Below are 18,091 nucleotides of genomic sequence, written 5' to 3'. Positions count from 1 at the left end.
ATGCACCTGCGCGACCTCATGGAACCCGAAGAAACGGTGGGCAACCTTTGGCACGACATGGCCAGCGGGATCGGCGCAGGCGTCACCTACCCTGAGGCGGGCGTCGCGCTGGCCGCGGTCCGGCCCAGCCTTGCCGTGCTGTTTCGGGCGCTTGGCGGGGCAGCGGGGGTCGAACTGGCGGAAGCCGCGCCAAGCGGGGTGCAGCACCGTCAGGTTGTGCGCCGCAAACTTGGGGCCGGGGGCGACCGGGAATGGGTCGCGCGCTTTGACGGGGAACGGCTTGCATTGCCGCCGGTGATAGAGGCGTTCCCTAATGCGGACCTCAACCGCGCGGCGTATTTCTGGCTGACGGCACTTGCCGCTGTGACCCCCATGGATGGCTTCGTCCCAGATGGCGACGGCCCCGCGCGGGACTGTGCGCATATTCGCGCGAATGGGGTGGCGGCGGGCAGGGCCTATGCGGCTTGCCCGGGCTTGCGCGACAGCTATCGCGTGATGGCCGCGTTTTGTGCCGCCGCCCGGACAGACATGCGCCGCCCCGCGCAGGAGGCCGCATTGGAACAGGCGATCCGTGACCAGTTGCGTGGGCAGGCACCGGCGCTTGATCGCGTCGACCCGGGCCTGCGCAACCATATGCCATGCGCGCCGGTCCCGATCTGGTTGCGCTTTGAACGGCCCGGGTCGGGTGGGTTGGCGGCCCAAGACGCCAAGGCGGATCCGGGCGCACCGGCGCCCCGTACCGCCCGCAGCAACCGCAAGCTGGGAGAGCGCAAGGATCAGGACCAGCACAACCGCAAGGACAGCTTTATCATTCACCGCTTTGAATCGATCCTGTCATGGGTTGAGTCGATGAACATCAACCGCAGCGTCGATGACGACGACGACGAGAACGCGCAAAAGGCCGCTGACGATCAGGATCGGATCACCCTGTCGAAACAGGACCGCAAAGTGGCCACGCGCCTGCGCCTGCACCTTGACCTGTCGCCTGCCGATGCCGATCACGAGGCGCTGGCGGGCCAGCACAGCTATCCCGAATGGAACCACCGGTCGCGCAGCTATATGCAAGATCACTGCCGGGTGCTTGATGCGCCCGCGGTGGCGGGTGCTGCGACCTACACGCCTAACGCCCGCTATGTCCGTGAAGTCCGCCGCCAGTTCGAGGCCTTGCTCCCACGCCGCGTGCTGCAACCTCGCCAGATCGACGGGGCAGAGCTTGACCTTGACGCGGTGCTGACGGCGCGGGCCGATATGGTGGCGACCGGGCGCGGGTCCGACCGTATCTGGCAAGCCGCACGGCAAATGGATCGCGACGTGTCGGTCGCGTTCCTGATCGACACGTCGCGATCAACCGAAGCGGCGATTGGCGACATGTCGGTCATCGACGTGGCCCGCGACACGATGGCGGCATTGGCCGCCGGGATCGACGCGGCGGGCGACCGGTGTGGCATCTGGGGGTTCTCATCGCTCCGCCGGGACCGGGTGTTCCTGACCCGCTGCAAGGGGTTCGACGACCCGATGTCACCTGCGATCACCGCCAATATCGGCGCGCTGAAGCCCGGCCACTATACCCGCCTTGGCGCCGCGATCCGCCATGTCAGCGCTGCGTTGGCGGAGGAACCGAGCGCCCGCAGGCTGCTGATCGTGCTGACCGATGGCAAGCCCAATGATCTGGACCACTACGAAGGCCAGCACGGGATAGAGGACAGCCACATGGCCGTGCGCGAGGCCCGCGCGGCGGGCCAAAGCCTGCATGGCGTGGTGATCGACGAGGACGGACAGGACTGGTTCGCGCGCATTTTCGGACGCGGCGGCTTTGCCCTTTTGCCGAACCCCGAACGGCTGCTGCGCGCGCTGCCCGACATTTACAGAACACTGACACAGGAGACCTGACATGCGATTTTTCATTCCCCTCACGGGCGCCTTTGTCCTTGCGGGTGCGCGGCTGTCTGCCGAAGGCTTTGACCGACCGATTCCCCAGCCGCAATCGGCAACAGCCGAATTCTGGTACGCATTGGCCTGCATCACGCTGGTGCTGAGCATGGTGGCGGTACAGTGGCTGGTGTCGCGCAGATGACGCGGACGGGATGGTCTACGCGCAAGATCGCCCTTGTGCTCTATCCCTTTGGGGCGGGTGCGGCGGCGGTCAACGTATTCTTTGCCGCCCTTATTTTTAGTTGGATCGGTGGCCCGATCCTGTCCACCGGCCTTTCGATCCTGATCGGAGCGGTTCTGGGCATTCCCGCGACATGGTACTTTGCCAAACACATCCGTCATCTGATGGACATGGCAGACCGAGGAGCGCAGCAGTGAAAATCGACATGACCGGCGACCAGCCCACGATTGACGCCCGTGATCTTGGCGAATTGCTGGGTCTGCCTCCGAAAGAGGTTCAGGCGCTGATGCGTGGAGGCGAGATCACCTCGCGTTTCGAAACCGGGGAGGGCGAGGACGCAGGCAAGGTCAGGCTGACCTTTTTCCATGCCGGTCAAAGGGTGCGCCTGACCTGCGCCAGTGACGGGACGGTTCTGACCATATCCCGTGTCCGGACGGAGCGGCCCTAATGGCGCAATCGTCCGCAGAGCAAATGCGCCGCTGGCAAGGTCCGGCGCTGTTCAGCTTTGGCTTTCGCCCGTTTTTCCTGTTTGGAGCGATGTGGGGTGTTGTGGCGATGGGCCTGTGGCTGGGGGTACTGACGGGGGGGATCGACCTGCCCACCCGTTTTGACGGCGGCACGTGGCATGGGCATGAGTTTCTGTTTGGCTACCTTGGCGCGGTGCTTGCCGGGTTTCTGCTGACGGCTGTGCCCAACTGGACCGAACGCCTGCCCATTGTCGGCTGGCGGTTGGCGGGGCTTTTTGCGCTGTGGTGTGCAGGGCGGGTGGTGATCCTGTTTTCAGAGGCCCTTCCACCGCTTGTGGCCCCGGCAATCGACCTTGCCTTTCCCATTGTGCTTGGCGGGCTGATCCTGCGCGAGATCATCGCAGGCAGGAACTGGCGCAACCTGATCGTGTTGGCCCTGCTGGCCGTCTTTGTGCTGGCCAATGCGCTGTTTCACTACGAGGCGCTTGTTGGTGTGTATGCTGCGCAGGGTTATGGGCTGCGGCTGGGCCTTGCGACGGCGGTGATGATGATCGCCGTCATCGGCGGGCGGATTATCCCGTCCTTTACCCGCAACTGGCTGGTCCGCGCAGAGCACCCGGCGCGTCCCGCTGCCCCGATGCAGCGTTTCGACAAGCTCACGCTATTGCTGAGCCTGCCGATCCTTGCGGTCTGGATTTTCCGGCCCTTTGCGGTCACGACCGGAATCTGTCTGCTGGTGTTCGGCGGTGTCCACCTGATCCGGTTGGCGCGGTGGCAGGGGCATCATACGCTGACCGAACCTTTGGTGTGTGTCCTGCACGCCGCTTATGGTTTCATTCCGCTGGGCGCATTCGCGCTTGGCCTTGAACAGATCATGGGCCACCCCGGCACTGCGGGGGCACAGCATCTGTGGATGGCGGGCGCGATTGGGGCGATGACACTGGCGGTCATGGCTCGCGCCACGCTCGGCCATACGGGCCGCGAATTGCGGGCGGGCAAGGCGACTGTGGCAATCTTTCTGTGTGTGTTTGCAGCGGCGTTGACGCGGTTTTTGTCGCCGCTGCATCTCGGGCTCGGCACGCTCTCCGGTGTGTTTTGGCTGCTGGCCTTTGGCGGGTTCGTCCTGACCTATGGTCCGATGCTTTTGCGGCCAAAGCCTGATCACGGCACATGACGTGGGCGGGTTTCATCGGCGTATTTGCCCTGTTTCTTGCGTCGCATTTGATTACCGGTACGGCCCGCCATTTAGTCGCGTATTGTGGCGCAAGTCGGCCCTAACGGGTTCGGCATATCTTACTCGATCTTGTCGCTTTCAATGTTGGGCTTGCTGATATGGGCCGCCGGCGCGGTCCCCTATGTCGAGCTTTGGCCCCAGTATGGCTGGCACCAACACCTCATGCATACAGGCATGATGGCGGTTTGCCTGATCCTTTTCTTTTACAACGGGCGTCTTGGTCCGTTTTCGTTTGGCCGGGCGGACAACGACAGGTTTGAGCCCGCGCGTCCCGGCATTGTGCGGTTGGTCCGGCACCCGCTGCTGACGGCATTGGCGCTTTGAACGTTCCTGCACATTCTGCCTTATGGCGACCTCGCCTACGTCATTTTGTTCGGCGTTTTTGGGGTTTTGCCGTGGGCCGCCAGGGACAGGTTAACCGCCGCAGACATCGGGCGATGGGACCGGAGCGGTGGGATCGGTTGTACGTAACCGTGTTCCAGTCTCCGGCTCTCGGCAGGCCAGTGTCATGGTCTGGCGCTGCGGTCCGGCTTGCCCTTGGGGTCGTCCTGTTCGCCGCACTCATCGGCTTTCATCCTGTTGTCATAGGCGTATCAGCACTGTGATCTTTGCAGCCTGATCTCCGTATCCAGTTGCTCTGGACGCCCTGAGGCACGTGTTGATCAACACCAGCGCAATTGTACGGGCGAGGGGCCGCCCCAGTGCAAGAGCGCGATACGCAATCCACCCCGTTGGCCGAACATCGCAAAGCGCTGTGCAATGGTCGCGAGACTGGGTGCCAGAGCCGACTGCACAGGCTTCGGAATTCGGCTCCAAAATACAAACCGGCAGGCGCACGTTGCTGTATTTCGCAAACGTCCGCAGTGTTAAGATTTACTCTGGCGCATAGTTTCTTTTTCCGCACCCGCATACAACGGAAAACCTGAACTGACAGGTTGGACTGGGAACACTTGTGTATTCCGAATTCTCAAGGCCTCAACAACCATCACAGGGACGGGTCGTAATCGGCCAGACGCTTGCCGGGCTCGTCTACGAACATCTCGGGCAACGCTTCTGCGCTTTGGATCAGGTCGACGCGGAAGACGCGGAATGCGTCGCGCAACTCGCACCAACTGGTCAGGGTCCAGACGCGGCCCCAATACTCCATATGCAGCGGCCGGACGGTGCGGGTGCTGATGCGGTCGCCCTTGGAATGGTAGGTGAGGCGCAGTTTTTGCCGCGCACGGATCGCGGCGCGCAGCGTGGGCATGTGCGCGGCCCCGCGGGCAGCATCGGCAAAGGGGTAGACGGCGAATTTCCATTTGTCGGCTTCGGCAATCGTGCGTTCGGGCAGGACGGCGTCGACCTTTGCGGCAAGGCTGAGGGCCGCGGTTTTGAGTGTCTCGTCTGCCGCTTCGGCCACGATGGCCATGCCGAGGTTCAGCGCCTCAAGCTCGTCCGTGGTCAGCGTCAGCGGTGGCAAGCTGATGGCGGAGGTGATCATGTAACCCACGCCGCGCTCGCCCTCGACCGGGACACCGGAGGCCTGCAACGTGTCCATGTCCCGGTAGAGGGTGCGCACCGACACGCCCACAGCGTCCGCCATGTCCTGCGCTTTGTGCAGTCGCCCGTCGCGCAGAATCTGGATCAGTTCAAAGAGGCGGTCGGTGCGGCGCATGTCACTCCTGTTGCATCTGCACGGGCGCATAGCGCATCACGAGGCCGTCCTGCGCGATCATCGCCATAAAGGGACGTGCTTCGGGCTGTTCGAACATCGCGTTGGACGCGGCGATGGCGGTGTCCTGCGACGACCAGAGGATGTGGTCGGTCCAAAGCCCGTCGTTGTCCACAGACAGGGTCCGTCGCACAAAGGCGCCCGTGCCGCGCAGGAAAGGCCCCATCGCTTTGGCTGCGGCCACAAATGCGGCGGGGTCCGTACCTTCGACCAGACGAAATGTGACAATTTCGGCAACAGGCAGAGGCGCGGGGCTGGTGCCCTCGGCGGAAGCGGCATGGGGCACAGTGACGGCAAAGAGGGTGGCAAGGGTTATGGGCGCACGCATGTTATACTCCTGTTTATGCTGTGGTGCGCTGGGTGTATCTGTGTCCAACTGACATAAACCTGTCAGTTGGACAAGCGCCACGCGCATTTTTTCAGGATTTCCGCCGCACCGAAGCGGATGTGAAGGCCCGACACCTTTCCCGTGCGGGGGCACGTCGGTTACACCGGCGTCCGACACGCGGCGTCATGCCGCCTGAGATGGGAGCAAAGACATGCTGAACAATATCGGATTGCCGGGCCTGCTGCTGATCGCGGTTGTGGTGCTGGTGCTTTTTGGCCGTGGCAAGATTTCGAGCCTGATGGGTGAGGTCGGCAAGGGCATCACCAGCTTCAAAAAGGGCGTGAACGAAGGCAAAGAAGAGCTTGAGGCGGCGCAGGCCGAAGAGGCCAAGGACGTCACGCCCGAGTCCGAAAAAGACAAGGTCTGATCCATGTTCGACCTCGGCTGGACCGAGATGTTGGTTGTGGGTGTGGTGGCGCTGCTCGTCATCGGCCCCAAGGACCTGCCGGTTGTGTTTCGCAATGTGGGCCGCTGGGTCGGCAAGGCGCGGGGCATGGCGCGGGAGTTTTCGACGGCGATGAACCAGGCGGCGGACGAATCCGGCGTGCGGGACCTGCAAAAGACCATCAAGTCGGCGACAAACCCGGTGGGTTCCGCGATGGACGGGGTCAAGGATGCGGCGCGTGACATGACCTCATCGCTGAAGGACCTCGACCTCGATCCCAACAGCGAAACCGGCAAGTTGGCGGCGGAAAAGGCCGCGCGGACGGCGGAACGCATGGAAACGTCCAAGAAAATTCAGGCCGCGACAGCCCGCGCAAACGCAGAGCGTATGCAGAAAGAGGCGGCAGAGGCGCTGAAAAAAGCCGAAGCGCTGGAAGCTGATGCCGCGCCCAAAAGCAAAGAGGCTGATACGTGAGCCAGACCGAAGAGATTGAGGACAGCACCGCCCCGCTGATCGAGCATCTGGCTGAGCTGCGCACACGGCTGATCCGGTCGGTGATTGCGTTTCTGATCGGGATTGTGCTGGCCTTCGTCGTGGCCGAACCCATCCTGCAATTCCTGCTGGACCCGATCAAGGAAACACTGATCGAACTGGGGGATCCTGCCCCTACGATGCAATACACAAGCCCGCAGGAATACCTGTTCACGTTGTTCCGCATTTCGATGGTGTTCGGGTTCGCGCTCGCGTTCCCGGTGATCGGATACCAGATGTGGCGCTTTGTGGCGCCGGGCCTCTACCGTCAGGAAAAGAACGCGTTTCTGCCGTTTCTGGTCGCATCGCCGGTGATGTTTATCCTCGGTGCTTCGTTTGCGCATTTTGTCGTCACGCCGCTCGCCATGGCGTTTTTCCTGGGCTTTGTGGATGTGCCGTCGGTGCTGACCGAGATGTTCGGGCGTATCACCGGGGCAGAGGGTGCCGTGAATGCGCCTGCACCCGAGGCCGAAGGTATCCGCATCACCTTCTTTGGGAAAGTCAACGAAAGCCTTGATATCACGTTAAAATTTATCATGGCTTTTGGGCTGTGCTTCCAGCTTCCGGTGTTGCTGACACTGATGGGTAAGGCCGGACTGGTCAGTTCCGAAGGTCTGGGCAATGTGCGCAAATACGCGGTTGTGGGCATTCTGGTGCTTGCCGCCCTTGTGACTCCGCCCGATGTGATCACCCAAGGCATTTTGTTCGTCGTCGTCTATGGCCTCTACGAAATCTCAATCCAGTTGGTCCGACGGGTCGAAGACAAGCGCGACGCGCGGTTGCGCGAAGAGGGCTATTTCGACGATGACGAGGATGACCTTGGCGATGTGCCCGAGGAAGACCTGAAGTGATGCTGCACGGCGGGATGATCAACGATCCGATGGAGCGTATCGCCGAGGCGCTGGAACGCATGTCGCCCGCGCCACTTGCCGCGCCAGAGTTCGGCAGCGCCAGCGCGTTTGTCTGGCAAACGGGGCCGGACCGGCTGGAGGCTGTGGCCGACGTGGCGCGGGTGCCGCTGGACCTGCTGCTGGGGGTGGAGCGGTCGCGTGACACATTGCTGGCCAATACGCGGCAGTTTGCACAAGGTCTGCCAGCGAACAACGCGCTCCTGTGGGGCGCGCGGGGCATGGGTAAATCCAGCCTTGTCAAAGCAGTACATGGCGCACTTGAAGCTGATTTCCCGTCTCTCAAGATTGTGGAACTGCACCGGGAAGACCTGCCATCGGTGGGTCGGCTGTTGAACCTGTTGCGGCAGGCAGAGACGGCGCGTTTTGTCCTGTATTGTGACGATCTGAGCTTTAGCCACGATGACCAGCACTACAAATCGCTCAAGGCGGTGCTGGATGGCGGGATCGAAGGGCGGCCTGACAATGTGATCCTCTATGCCACGTCGAACCGGCGGCACCTGATGCCGCGCGATATGATTGAGAACGAGCGTGGCACGGCAATCAACCCCTCCGAGGCGGTGGAGGAAAAGGTGTCGCTGTCGGACCGGTTTGGCCTATGGCTGGGCTTTCACGCCTGTGATCAGGATCAGTATCTGGCAATGATCCGGGGCTATTGCACCGCTTACGGGGTCGAAATTGACGACGACACGCTTTGGGCCGAAGCGATTGAATGGCAGGCCACGCGCGGGTCCCGGTCAGGCCGGGTCGCGTGGCAGTACTTCTGCGATTTGGCCGGACGTCGGGGCGTCACGATCTAGGCGGCGAGCAGCGCGGCCTCGAAACTGCGCAGGCAGGGCGCCACAGTTGGACCATATGCACCGGGGTCCGGGATCAGCGCGGCCAGTTCCGCCTGTGCCACCGGGTTCACCGCCTCCAGTGCCACCGTGCCGGGATAGAGCGTTTCACTCCAGATGCCATGCGCCCGCACAACCTGATGACGGTCCATCAGGATATGGCAATAGGTGATCAACGCGCCGGATTTACGGTAAACGCCGTCCATGTTCAGCAAGTCCTTAGCTCGCACCAGCACCTCCTCCTGCCCGTAGAGCAGTTCGGCCCGCCAGTCGCTGAGCAAGATCGCGTGTTGGGGAGAGACAACCAGATCACGATCATTGCCCAGCGTACCGCGCGTGATGACAATCGGGGCGAGGTCCCCTTGCGCCACCACGGTGGACGTTCCGGCCCAGCGAATGGGCTGCGCGCCTTCTGCTGCGGTGATCACCAGATCACCGGCATCCAAATCCTCGACACGGCGCGGGCCATCCGGCGTTTCGATCTCGGTCCCGGCGGCAAAGCAGACGATTTGCGCACCCAAGTCCAGATGTGGTGTGCCCGCGTCATTCTCGACAACGGCACCAATGGTCAGATCGGTATTGGGGGGGGGCATCCCGTCGGGAAAAACAAGGAAATAGCCGTCCTCATCATCGGCACCGGCATCGGTGCCGTCGGCAAGATCATTGTCGTTGTTGAGATCCACGTCGATGACGCCGATGCGCCATGTTGTGGTGCCGTCCGTCACCTCAAAGGTGTAGTCCCAGATGATCTGGCGTTCGACGCCGTCCACAAAAGCCGTCTGTTCCCACGTGCCGCCAAACCGTTCGTCGGGATCGACTTCTTCATTTGTGATGCTGTCGCCGTTGAATGTGGTTGCGCCGTCATTCTCCTCGACCACGAAATATGTGGTGTTGCCGGAATAGCTCCACGTGCCTGTGGGCGCGAAGGCATAGTTGTTGGGCGACCCGTTGACGGTCGTCTGGATGCCGCGCAGGGCAAAGGTGTAACCGTAGAAGACCGGCATGATCCTGAACCAATCCAATTCGTTTCGTTGGATTGTTTCTGACTGCGCAACAGGGCACGGGTAGGGCCATACGTTGCCGTTTTAGTTAAATTATAGGTGTTTTTGCGGCAAATGCGGCGGTTTCACACGCGATTGGGGAAACCGCCGCAGCTTTGCCTTATTCGAGGAAGGGGGTGGGATCGACGCTGTCGAAACCGTCACGTACTTCGAAATGCACAAACGCCTCACTTGCGCTGTCGCGCAAGGCCGCGATGGGTTGGCCTTTGCGCACTGTGTCGCCCTTGGACACTTTTACGCTGTCCACATTGGCATAGACGGTCAGAAGGTTGGCCTCGTGGCGCAGGACGATGATCGGCACGCCTTCGGCGCTTTGGGTGATGGCGGCGACGGTGCCTGCGGCGGCGGCGTTCACCGGTGTGCCGGGGGCCGCCTTGATGTCGATGCCTTCGTTGCGACCCTTGGCATAGGGGCGGATGACACTGCCCACGACCGGATAGGCAAATTCACCCTTATTGGTCGATTGCGTGGCACTTCCCACATCCGCAACAGGCGGTGCGGCAGGCGCAGGCGACGCGATTGCGGTGTCTTCGTCACTTGGCAGGGGTTGTGCGGCGCTGGGGGGCGTGGGCGTGGGCGAGCCCTGTCCCGGCGCCGTAGTAGCGTCGTCCGTATTGGTCGATGCCGCCGGGCGTGGCGCGGCCACGCGGGCCACTGGGATCAGCAGGAATTGACCTTCGCGCACGGCAAAGTCGGCACCAAGCCCGTTCCATTCGGCCAGCGACTTGGCCGGCACATTGTAAAGCCGCGCAATGGTAAAGGCGGTCTCACCGCGTTCGACGCGGTGGCGGATCGGTTCCTGACCGGTCTGGGGCAGGGGCCGCGTCGTCGCAGGCGCGGGCGTCACCGGCGTGGGGGCGGCGTTGTCGATGGCGTTGCCTGCCAGCGTGGTCACGTCCACCGGCGAGGGCTGGATCGGTCCGGTGCCAACGGCACCTGTGGCGGGCGAGGGTTCGGCCACGCGGCGGGGCAGGGCGATGATCTCACCCTGCCGCAGGGGCACATCCGGTTCGATCCCGTTGAAACGGCCAAGCTCATCCGCAGGCAGTCCCACGCGCGTGGCCACATCGGTCAACGTGTCACCGCGTTCGGCCACGGCCACCTGATAGTTCGGGTAGGAGATCACACCGCGACTGTCCGCGCGTGGCCTGTCCTCGGTTGCGTTTTGCGCTGCCTGACTGGTGGTGAACCCGCCGCCAAGGCCCCGCAGGTCGAAATCAAGCGGTTCGTCACAGGCGGCCAGCAGCGTCAGACCACAGGCGGACAGGATCAGCGGCGCTCGCCGCGTCGAAAATCTGGGAAACATCTGCATCGTCCTCTTCCGGGCCCCTGTTTGATCGAGGTCTTGCCGGTCGGGTGCCTTTTACACCAGTTTCACTCTTTGCCCAAGCCCTCGAGCAGGGGGACAAACCGAACCTCGCGCAATTCGTCGTATTCGAGGCCCGTCTCGTGCTTGCGCACGCGGATCAGGCTTTGCACCGCATCGGACTGCCCCACGGGCAGCACCATGATCCCGCCGACCTTGAGCTGTGCCAGCAGCGGGCCGGGCGGATCCTCGGCGGCGGCGGTGACGATGATACGGTCAAACGGGGCCTGATCGGGCAGGCCGTGGCTGCCGTCGCCCGTGATGGCGGTGATCGTGTGCAGGTCGAGTTCCTCAAAAATGGCGCGCGCCTCGCGCACCAGACGCCGGTGGCGGTCGATTGTGTAGACCCGGCGCGCGATCTTGGCGAGAATGGCCGCCTGATAGCCCGAGCCTGTCCCGATCTCCAACACCTTGTCGCGCGGCGTGACCTGCAAGGCCTGCGTCATTAGCCCCACCACCGACGGCTGGCTGATGGTCTGGCCACAGGCGATGGGCAGGGGCATGTCCTCATAGGCGCGTTCGGCAAACAGCCCGCGCACAAAGGGGCCGCGGTCGATCTCTTCCATCGCTTGCAAGACGGCATTGTCCGTCACCCCGCGTGAACGCAGGGCATACAGGAACTGCATCTTGCGCGTGGCGAGATCGTCGTCGGTCATGTGGCGATCCCGGCAAGCTGGTCCAGCATATCATGTGCCGTAAAATCCGCGCGCATGGGCGTGACCGAGATGTAGCCGTCGAGATTGTAGGCCGCATCTGTACCCGGCCGGGTTTGCCGGTGCTGGTCGCCGCCACGAATCCACATGAACTGCCGCCCGGATGGCGACGTTGTGGGTTCGGTGTGAAAGCCGAGCCCCGGGCGCAGCCCCTGTGGGCACAGCTTGGTCCCCTTGACCTCTGCCGCAGCGACGGGCGGGACGTTGACGTTGTAAAACAGCCGGTAGCCCGGTTCCTGTGTCGGAGTGGCAGCGACAATCCGCTCGATCACGTCGCGACCATGGACAGCGCTGGCTTCAAACGGATCGGCAAGGTCCCGATTGCCGGGGCCGTAATATTGCGACAGGGCAATGGACAGCACGCCCTGAAGAGCGCCTTCGATTGCGCCGCCCAAGGTGCCGGAATAGAGCGCGTTTTCCGCCGAATTGTTGCCCCGGTTCACCCCGGAGAGGATCAGGTCGGGTGGGGCAGGCAGAACGTCGTGCATCCCCGCAAGCACGCAATCGGCTGGGCTGCCTTCGATCGCAAAGCGCTGGGGAGCGATCTGCTGGATCATGAACGGTCGGGCATAGCTGATGCAATGTCCGACGCCAGATTGCTCGAACGCGGGGGCCACGGTCCAGACATCGTCGGACATGGCGTGAGCAATGGTTTCCAGCACGCGGAGCCCCGGTGCGGAAATGCCGTCGTCATTGGTGATGAGAATGCGCATGATATGCCCCTTTGGGCCTTAGTAGGCGAGCAGCGGCGCCGGGGGCAACTGCGGGAGCCTCCGGCGGGGATTTTTTTGGGACAGAGACGGGGGAACGTTGCGCACCGGACTCAGTTCAGTGCCGCAGGGCGGTGTAGCCGCAGGACACGCGCGACGGCGGGCCGCTCTGGAACGGATGCGTGGCAATCTGGGCAAAACCTGCCTGGTCCAGCATCTCTCGCGCTTGGGTCGGGGAAAACGCGGCATTGCCCCAGCGCCAGCGGACCAGCGCAGTGCACCAGTGCGGCTTTGACAGGGCCAGCACCAGCAGACCGCCGGGGGCGAGGCGCGCATAAAGCCATGCGAGCGCGGTGGCCGGATCGTCCAGATGTTCGATCACATGGGCGCAGAGAATAACATCCTGCAAAGGCACATCCTCCAAGGGTGCGCCGATGGAGGCGGCGATTGCGCGGTCGGTTGGCACCCGTGCCGCCGCCGTGTCGAGCATCACAGGCGACAAATCCAGCAAGGTGAGAGCGCGCGGGCGACCATTGGCGGCGATCCATGCCGCCGCAAACGCGCCAGTGCCGGTGCCTACATCCATAACGCGGGGGGTGGGCTTGCCCGGCGCGGCCTGCATCAGTTGCGCATAGGCGTCGAGAAAGCCAAGCTTGGCGATCCCGTCCTGCCAACCGGTGGCGGCGGCATCGTAAATGCGCTGCATCACGCCGTCTGCGGCAGGGCGTGGTTTGTCAAAACGGGGCAGGAGCCGGGCCATGGCCGCATTGGGCCACGGCTGCCGGTCAGGTTCAAGCGTTGAGTGTGCCGAGGATGCGCGCCGCTTCGGCTGTGGGATCGGCCAGTGCGGCGCGATCCTCACCGGGGAAAAAACGTGCGCGGGTGGCCGTGGGCATCGGTGCAGGTGCAGCGATGTGGACCTGTGGTCCGGTTTTGACCGTTTCGGCCTGCCAACTGCGCGCCATGGCGATTTGCGCGGCCTTGGTGGCGCCATATGCCCCAAAGAACTTTTCCCCCGCCCGTGTGTCGTCGAAAAAGAGCGCTTGACCGTCACTGCCCAAGAGCGGCGCGATATAGGTGATCAACGTGGCCGTGGCTGTGACGTTCGCTGCGACCGACTTGTTCATATCCTTGGCGTCGATCATGGATGTCGGGGCCAGCGGGGCTGCATGAACCGCGGTGTGAGCCCACAGATCGAGGCTGCCCCAGCGGTCGTAGATGCCCCGGCACAGCGTTTGCATCGCTGCATCGGTGTTGATGTCCATGGGCGCAAGCGTCGCCGCACCCCCCTTGGCCTTGATGGCGTCATCCAGTTCTTCGAGCGCGCCGGTGGTGCGGCCCACTGCGATGATGTGATGTGTCGGCGCAAGGGCGAGGGCCAGCGCGTGGCCCAAGCCCCGCGATGCGCCGGTGATGAGGGCAGTTTTCTCGGTCATGGGCTTGGTGTGACGCGTCGTGCGCAGGGCGTCAAGCCGCTGGGCGCAGGTCAGCCTGCGCAGGCATTTGCAGGACGGTCGTGCGCCCGCTTGTACCGGCAAATGTGATGGCATCCGCGGCAATCGCCATCACGGTGCCTTGGCGCAGCACGTCGCCCACCTGCACCTGACGGATTTGGCCTGCCGGTGTGCGCAGCAATGCGCGCCGCGCGTCGTCGGTGCCTGCAACCCCGATCAACGCCAATTGGCGCAAGGGCAGCGCACGGCGTTCCGTGGCAAAGGATGCGGTCTGTGTGTTGGTTTCGGTGCTCATGCCTCGGGTCTCCTGCACGGATGTCGGAAGGCAGGCGGCTAACATGGGGTGCATTTGGCCAAAAGGCGGTCTGACGGGCTTGTGAGCGCTGCCGCTGCGTCATCGGCAGGCTTATGCCGGTTTGTCGCGATGGTAGGTAAAGGTCCGCCGTGCGAGATGCCACAACGCGTCGTCGGGCATCGGTTCAGTGGTTTGCAGGGTCAGCCTGCGCCGTGCGTCACTGTCGAAGGCGTCCGGGAAATCGCGGGTGATCCGGGCGGCCAAATCGGTCTTGCAATCGACAAACAGGTCAAGCTGCGTCGGCGCATCCGCGCGCCAGCTCAGCCGCAGCGTGCTGCCCATGCGCGCCTTGACCGGGCGCCACGCGGGTTGGCCCCACTTTAACCCTTCGGACAAGGGCCCTGTCTGCGCCGCTTTGGCCACGCGCCAGCACAAGGTCCGAATATCAAGCGCGCAAGCCTGCGCGCGGTCAGGCCAGAGGCCAAATGTGTTCAGAAGGTCAGGTGCGATCGGCGGCATGTGAAGCAGTATGCGGGCCGGTCCTGCCAATTTCCGGCAACAGCTATTCTGCGGCCTTCATCTCGAAACCTTTTTCGATCATGTCGGCAGGTTCCACCGGGTATTCGCCGCTAAAGCACGCGTCGCAATATTGTGGTGCGTTGGCATCGCGGCCCTTGGCCTCGCCCACGGCGCGGTAGAGGCCGTCGAGTGAGATGAATTTGAGACTGTCCACGCCCAGATGCGCGCACATCTCATCCTCGGACATGGTGGCGGCCAGCAGTTTTTCGCGGTTGGGCGTGTCGACGCCGTAGAAACAGGGCCAGGCTGTGGGCGGTGACGCGATGCGGAAATGCACCTCAGCGGCACCGGCATCAAGGATCATCTCCTTGATCTTGCGCGACGTGGTGCCGCGCACCACGCTGTCGTCCACGAGGATCACGCGTTTGCCCCGGATCAGGGCGCGATTCACGTTTAGTTTCAGCCGGACGCCCATATTGCGGATCTGCTCCGTCGGTTCAATGAATGTGCGGCCCATATACTGGTTGCGGATGATGCCCATGGCGTAGGGGATGCCCGATTCCAGTGTAAAACCGATGGCCGCAGGCGTGCCGCTGTCGGGGACGGGGCACACAAGGTCCGCGTCGACGGGGGCCTCTTTGGCCAGTTCCCGGCCAATCGCTTCGCGGGTTTCGTAGACAGAGCGGCCACCCAAGATGCTGTCGGGGCGGCTGAAATAGACGTGTTCAAAGATGCAGAACCGCGATTTTTGCGGACGGAAGGGAAAGCGGCTGTCGATCCCGTTTTCGGTGATAACGACCATCTCGCCCGGTTCGATCTCGCGCACAAACTCGGCGCCGATGATATCGAGCGCGCAGGTCTCGGAACTGAGCACATAGCCAGTGTCGAGTTTGCCCAGCACCAGCGGGCGCACACCCAGCGCGTCGCGCACGCCAATCAGCTTGGTGCGGGTCATGGCGACCACGGAAAACGCCCCTTCGACGCGGCGCAGCGCGTCTTCCATCCGTTCGGGGATGTTGCGCTGCAAGCTGCGCGCCATGAGGTGAATGATGCATTCGCTGTCAGACGACGACTGAAAGATTGAGCCGCGCTCGATCAGTTCGCGGCGCAGGGCGTCGGCATTGGTGATGTTGCCATTATGCGCGATGGCCGCACCGCCCATGGCGAATTCACCAAAGAACGGTTGCACGTCGCGGATCGCGGTCTGACCCTTGGAGCCTGCGGTGGAATAGCGGACATGGCCGATGGACAGCGAGCCGGGCAGCGTCTCCATCACCTTTTGCGAGGTAAAGCTGTCACGCACATAGCCAAAGCGACGGGCCGAATTGAAGCCCTGATCGGGGTGATAAGCGACGATGCCGCCTGCCTCTTGCCCACGATGCTGAAGCGCGTGCAGGCCGAGGGCCACGAAATTGGCGGCATCGAGCGTGCCAAGCACACCGAATATCCCGCACTCCTCCTTCAACTTGTCATCGTCGAAAGGATGGGCAGGGGGCATCTGAAGGTCTGTCACGAGGGGCAGCTCCGAATCCGGCTTCGCGCTATTCACCTGCCTTAGCAAGGCGGACAGCCCATGTCACGACAGGATCAGGCACAGGTACGTGTCCTGTGGGCTCTTGCATCGGTTTGGGTCGGGACCGCTGCGTACAAATGCCCGCCGGCAGAAGCAGTATCTTTGGCTCTAGGCGGCCAAACGGCACCACACATCCGCTTCGTGCCGTTTGAGGCAGAGCGCTGCGGTAGAGCCGAACCGGGCCACCGCCGATGCAAGGCAGGGAAACAGCGCCTCAAGCTCTGTGCGCGCGGCTTGGGCGGTGCCAGACACTGACAGTTCCGACAAAAAGAAACTTTCGGCAAGCAGACCGTTGGCGCGGACGACTTGGTGCGTATCAAACATGAAATGCGTGTAGGTGACGAACGGCGTGGGCGTGATGGACACCCCCGGACGGCTGCACAGATGTTTCGCGGAAATCAGGATTTCGGGCGCACCGAACAGCAACTCGGCTGCTTCATTGGCAAAAAACAGGCGATGTTCCTGCGAAACGATCAGCGGCCGATCATTGCCAAGCGCGCCAGCGGCAATTGTAACGGGGGCTTTGGCACCAAAGCCGGGCACAACGGTGCGTCCGATCCACGCAATGGCCTGAAACCCGTCTTGCGTCCAAACCTGTGTGCCGACACGCAGTGCGGACAAGGGCCGTTCCCCATCCACAGTTTCAATCAGCGTTCCGGGTCCAAAGCAGGTGACAAAGTTGGCGTAGCTGGAGGAGCCGTTGTTGTTGCCACTGATCTTTTCATAGGACACGCCGTCTTGCAGCGGGGTGTCGGTGGCAAAGCCCCAGACATTGCCGGTCACGCCGCCTTGGGAAAAGACTGTGATGTTGATGGTGGGGCCGGTCGGGTTGCCAAGGGAATCGAGCGCGCGCAGCTGAATGATCGATTCTGCTTCGACGGCGGCGCCGTCGGGGACCATGCCAAAGCCTTCGGTGATTGTGTGGCTGCCGGATTGGTCATCCTCAAACGTGTCGACGCTGCCGCCCGTGTCATCGAGCGTGATGGTGCGTCCGCTGCCTTGGGTAAAGGTAAAGACCGTACCGTTTGGCGTGCTGGAATTGTTGATGATCGGGTTGCCGACAATGGCAGCTGACGAGCTGGATTGAACGACGAGGCCTTCGTTGTCGAAGGCGAAAAAACTGCGCAAAGCCATGTTGTACCGGACACTGATTGAACTTGTGTCACGGGTGCCAGCGCACTGTGTTCCGACCGCGATTAAATCAGGGCAATTTTGGACAAATTGTTCGGGTTCTGGTTGTGATTACGTCTTTATTCGCCACAGTTGCCCACAAGCGTCTCGTATTGACGCGTGATCCAGCCCAACGCTTCTTCGGGGTTCTGATCCTCGATCGAGGTGGTGAACCGACCAAACACTGCCGCTGAACGGCTTTCATCCACCATAGTGAATTCCTGTCCAGTGATCACAGTGTCGTAGACGAAAAAGGCAATCGCGACGAGCAGGATGCCGCGCGCCACGCCAAAGAGAAAGCCCAAGCCCTGATCAATCCCCCCCAACGCAGAGCGTTGAACGAGCGATGAAAACAGCGGGGTAAAGAGTGACACGACAATCAGCGCCACCGCAAATACGAGGGCAAAGGCCCCGATGATGCTCAACTCGCAGCTGTCCGCGATGAAATCACCGATGACGGGGATCTCTCGGACCAGCGGTTCCACCCGTGGCGCAAAGAGAAATGCCAGAATGGCAGCGGCGATCCAGCCCGCGATGGCCATGGCTTCTCGGACAAAGCCGCGCCCATAGGCCAGCAGCGCTGACAGGATGATGACCACGGCGACAACACCGTCGATGATGGTAAAACCTTCCATGGTCTCAGCCCTCTTAGTT

General features: G+C 62.5%; 23 protein-coding genes. 10 read left to right on the top strand and 13 right to left on the bottom strand.

The genetic code is table 11. The features are described 5' to 3' along the window. From Q1A85_RS08000 to Q1A85_RS07975, 6 genes are all read left to right on the top strand, one after another. On the top strand, positions 1–1,890 hold the full coding sequence (locus Q1A85_RS08000; RefSeq protein WP_299687108.1) for a VWA domain-containing protein: 1,890 nt from the start codon (positions 1–3) through the stop codon (positions 1,888–1,890). A gap of 1 nt (position 1,891) precedes the next feature. Next, positions 1,892–2,074, top strand: coding sequence for a protein NnrT (locus Q1A85_RS07995; protein WP_299687106.1), 183 nt, complete (start codon positions 1,892–1,894; stop codon positions 2,072–2,074). Further along, a complete protein-coding gene (locus Q1A85_RS07990) occupies positions 2,071–2,310 on the top strand; it encodes an NnrT protein (protein WP_299687104.1) in 240 nt (79 codons plus the stop codon). The genes Q1A85_RS07995 and Q1A85_RS07990 overlap by 4 nt, the downstream gene beginning before the upstream one ends. Next, entirely contained in the window at positions 2,307–2,561 is a 255-nt protein-coding gene (locus tag Q1A85_RS07985) for a DUF6522 family protein (protein ID WP_299687102.1), read from the top strand. The genes Q1A85_RS07990 and Q1A85_RS07985 overlap by 4 nt, the downstream gene beginning before the upstream one ends. Continuing rightward, complete coding sequence (locus Q1A85_RS07980) at positions 2,561–3,754, top strand: NnrS family protein (protein WP_299687100.1); 1,194 nt, start codon at positions 2,561–2,563, stop codon at positions 3,752–3,754. The genes Q1A85_RS07985 and Q1A85_RS07980 overlap by 1 nt, the downstream gene beginning before the upstream one ends. An 84-nt stretch (positions 3,755–3,838) precedes the next feature. Then, positions 3,839–4,138: an NnrU family protein gene (locus Q1A85_RS07975; protein ID WP_299687098.1), complete on the top strand. Its 300-nt coding sequence runs from the start codon at positions 3,839–3,841 to the stop codon at positions 4,136–4,138. A 661-nt stretch (positions 4,139–4,799) separates the two neighbouring features. Here Q1A85_RS07975 and Q1A85_RS07970 read toward each other — a convergent pair. After that, positions 4,800–5,471 (bottom strand): YafY family protein, encoded by a 672-nt coding sequence (locus Q1A85_RS07970; RefSeq protein ID WP_299687096.1) that lies wholly within the window; start codon positions 5,469–5,471, stop codon positions 4,800–4,802. A 1-nt stretch (position 5,472) separates the two neighbouring features. Next, complete coding sequence (locus Q1A85_RS07965; protein ID WP_299687094.1) at positions 5,473–5,856, bottom strand: hypothetical protein; 384 nt, start codon at positions 5,854–5,856, stop codon at positions 5,473–5,475. Positions 5,857–6,067: 211 nt separating this feature from the next. Between Q1A85_RS07965 and Q1A85_RS07960 the strand changes: the two genes are divergently transcribed. From Q1A85_RS07960 to Q1A85_RS07945, 4 genes are read left to right on the top strand one after another with little or no spacing between them, the layout of a single operon-like run. Beyond that, entirely contained in the window at positions 6,068–6,283 is a 216-nt protein-coding gene (locus tag Q1A85_RS07960; protein WP_299687091.1) for a twin-arginine translocase TatA/TatE family subunit, read from the top strand. A gap of 3 nt (positions 6,284–6,286) precedes the next feature. After that, positions 6,287–6,775 carry a Sec-independent protein translocase protein TatB gene (tatB, locus tag Q1A85_RS07955; protein ID WP_299687090.1) on the top strand — a complete coding sequence of 163 codons (489 nt, stop codon included), beginning with the start codon at positions 6,287–6,289 and terminating at the stop codon, positions 6,773–6,775. After that, positions 6,772–7,683: a twin-arginine translocase subunit TatC gene (locus Q1A85_RS07950; protein WP_299687089.1), complete on the top strand. Its 912-nt coding sequence runs from the start codon at positions 6,772–6,774 to the stop codon at positions 7,681–7,683. The genes tatB and Q1A85_RS07950 overlap by 4 nt, the downstream gene beginning before the upstream one ends. Positions 7,684–7,697: 14 nt before the next feature. Continuing rightward, positions 7,698–8,540 carry an ATP-binding protein gene (locus tag Q1A85_RS07945; protein ID WP_299688561.1) on the top strand — a complete coding sequence of 281 codons (843 nt, stop codon included), beginning with the start codon at positions 7,698–7,700 and terminating at the stop codon, positions 8,538–8,540. Here the strand turns inward: Q1A85_RS07945 and Q1A85_RS07940 are convergent. The 11 genes from Q1A85_RS07940 to Q1A85_RS07890 form a co-directional block, all read right to left on the bottom strand. Beyond that, positions 8,537–9,580 (bottom strand): Hint domain-containing protein, encoded by a 1,044-nt coding sequence (locus Q1A85_RS07940; protein WP_299687087.1) that lies wholly within the window; start codon positions 9,578–9,580, stop codon positions 8,537–8,539. The two genes, Q1A85_RS07945 and Q1A85_RS07940, sit on opposite strands and share 4 nt — an antisense overlap. Before the next feature lie 157 nt (positions 9,581–9,737). Then, positions 9,738–10,943: a peptidoglycan DD-metalloendopeptidase family protein gene (locus tag Q1A85_RS07935; protein WP_299687085.1), complete on the bottom strand. Its 1,206-nt coding sequence runs from the start codon at positions 10,941–10,943 to the stop codon at positions 9,738–9,740. A gap of 68 nt (positions 10,944–11,011) precedes the next feature. Next, complete coding sequence (locus tag Q1A85_RS07930; RefSeq protein ID WP_299687083.1) at positions 11,012–11,659, bottom strand: protein-L-isoaspartate(D-aspartate) O-methyltransferase; 648 nt, start codon at positions 11,657–11,659, stop codon at positions 11,012–11,014. Further along, complete coding sequence (surE, locus tag Q1A85_RS07925; protein WP_299687081.1) at positions 11,656–12,429, bottom strand: 5'/3'-nucleotidase SurE; 774 nt, start codon at positions 12,427–12,429, stop codon at positions 11,656–11,658. Before surE ends, Q1A85_RS07930 begins: the two co-directional genes overlap by 4 nt. A 115-nt stretch (positions 12,430–12,544) precedes the next feature. Next, entirely contained in the window at positions 12,545–13,186 is a 642-nt protein-coding gene (locus tag Q1A85_RS07920) for a class I SAM-dependent methyltransferase (RefSeq protein ID WP_299687079.1), read from the bottom strand. A 31-nt stretch (positions 13,187–13,217) separates the two neighbouring features. Then, the gene (locus Q1A85_RS07915; RefSeq protein ID WP_299687077.1) at positions 13,218–13,862 is read right to left on the bottom strand and encodes an SDR family NAD(P)-dependent oxidoreductase; all 645 of its coding nucleotides are present in this window, start codon (positions 13,860–13,862) and stop codon (positions 13,218–13,220) included. Between the two features lie 31 nt (positions 13,863–13,893). Beyond that, entirely contained in the window at positions 13,894–14,175 is a 282-nt protein-coding gene (locus Q1A85_RS07910) for a pilus assembly protein PilP (protein WP_299687075.1), read from the bottom strand. Positions 14,176–14,286: 111 nt separating this feature from the next. After that, on the bottom strand, positions 14,287–14,694 hold the full coding sequence (locus Q1A85_RS07905; protein WP_299687073.1) for a hypothetical protein: 408 nt from the start codon (positions 14,692–14,694) through the stop codon (positions 14,287–14,289). Positions 14,695–14,737: 43 nt separating this feature from the next. Beyond that, on the bottom strand, positions 14,738–16,192 hold the full coding sequence (gene purF / locus Q1A85_RS07900; RefSeq protein WP_299688558.1) for an amidophosphoribosyltransferase: 1,455 nt from the start codon (positions 16,190–16,192) through the stop codon (positions 14,738–14,740). Positions 16,193–16,375: 183 nt separating this feature from the next. Continuing rightward, on the bottom strand, positions 16,376–17,401 hold the full coding sequence (locus Q1A85_RS07895) for a Hint domain-containing protein (protein WP_299687071.1): 1,026 nt from the start codon (positions 17,399–17,401) through the stop codon (positions 16,376–16,378). Between the two features lie 116 nt (positions 17,402–17,517). After that, entirely contained in the window at positions 17,518–18,072 is a 555-nt protein-coding gene (locus tag Q1A85_RS07890) for a CvpA family protein (protein ID WP_299687069.1), read from the bottom strand. Between the last annotated feature and the right edge of the window lie 19 nt (positions 18,073–18,091).

The organism is uncultured Tateyamaria sp., from assembly GCF_947503385.1.
In the GTDB taxonomy this organism is placed as follows: Bacteria; Pseudomonadota; Alphaproteobacteria; order Rhodobacterales; family Rhodobacteraceae; genus Tateyamaria.
Note: the sequence above shows the minus strand (reverse complement) of the source record. Positions and strands in the feature narration are given on the sequence as shown.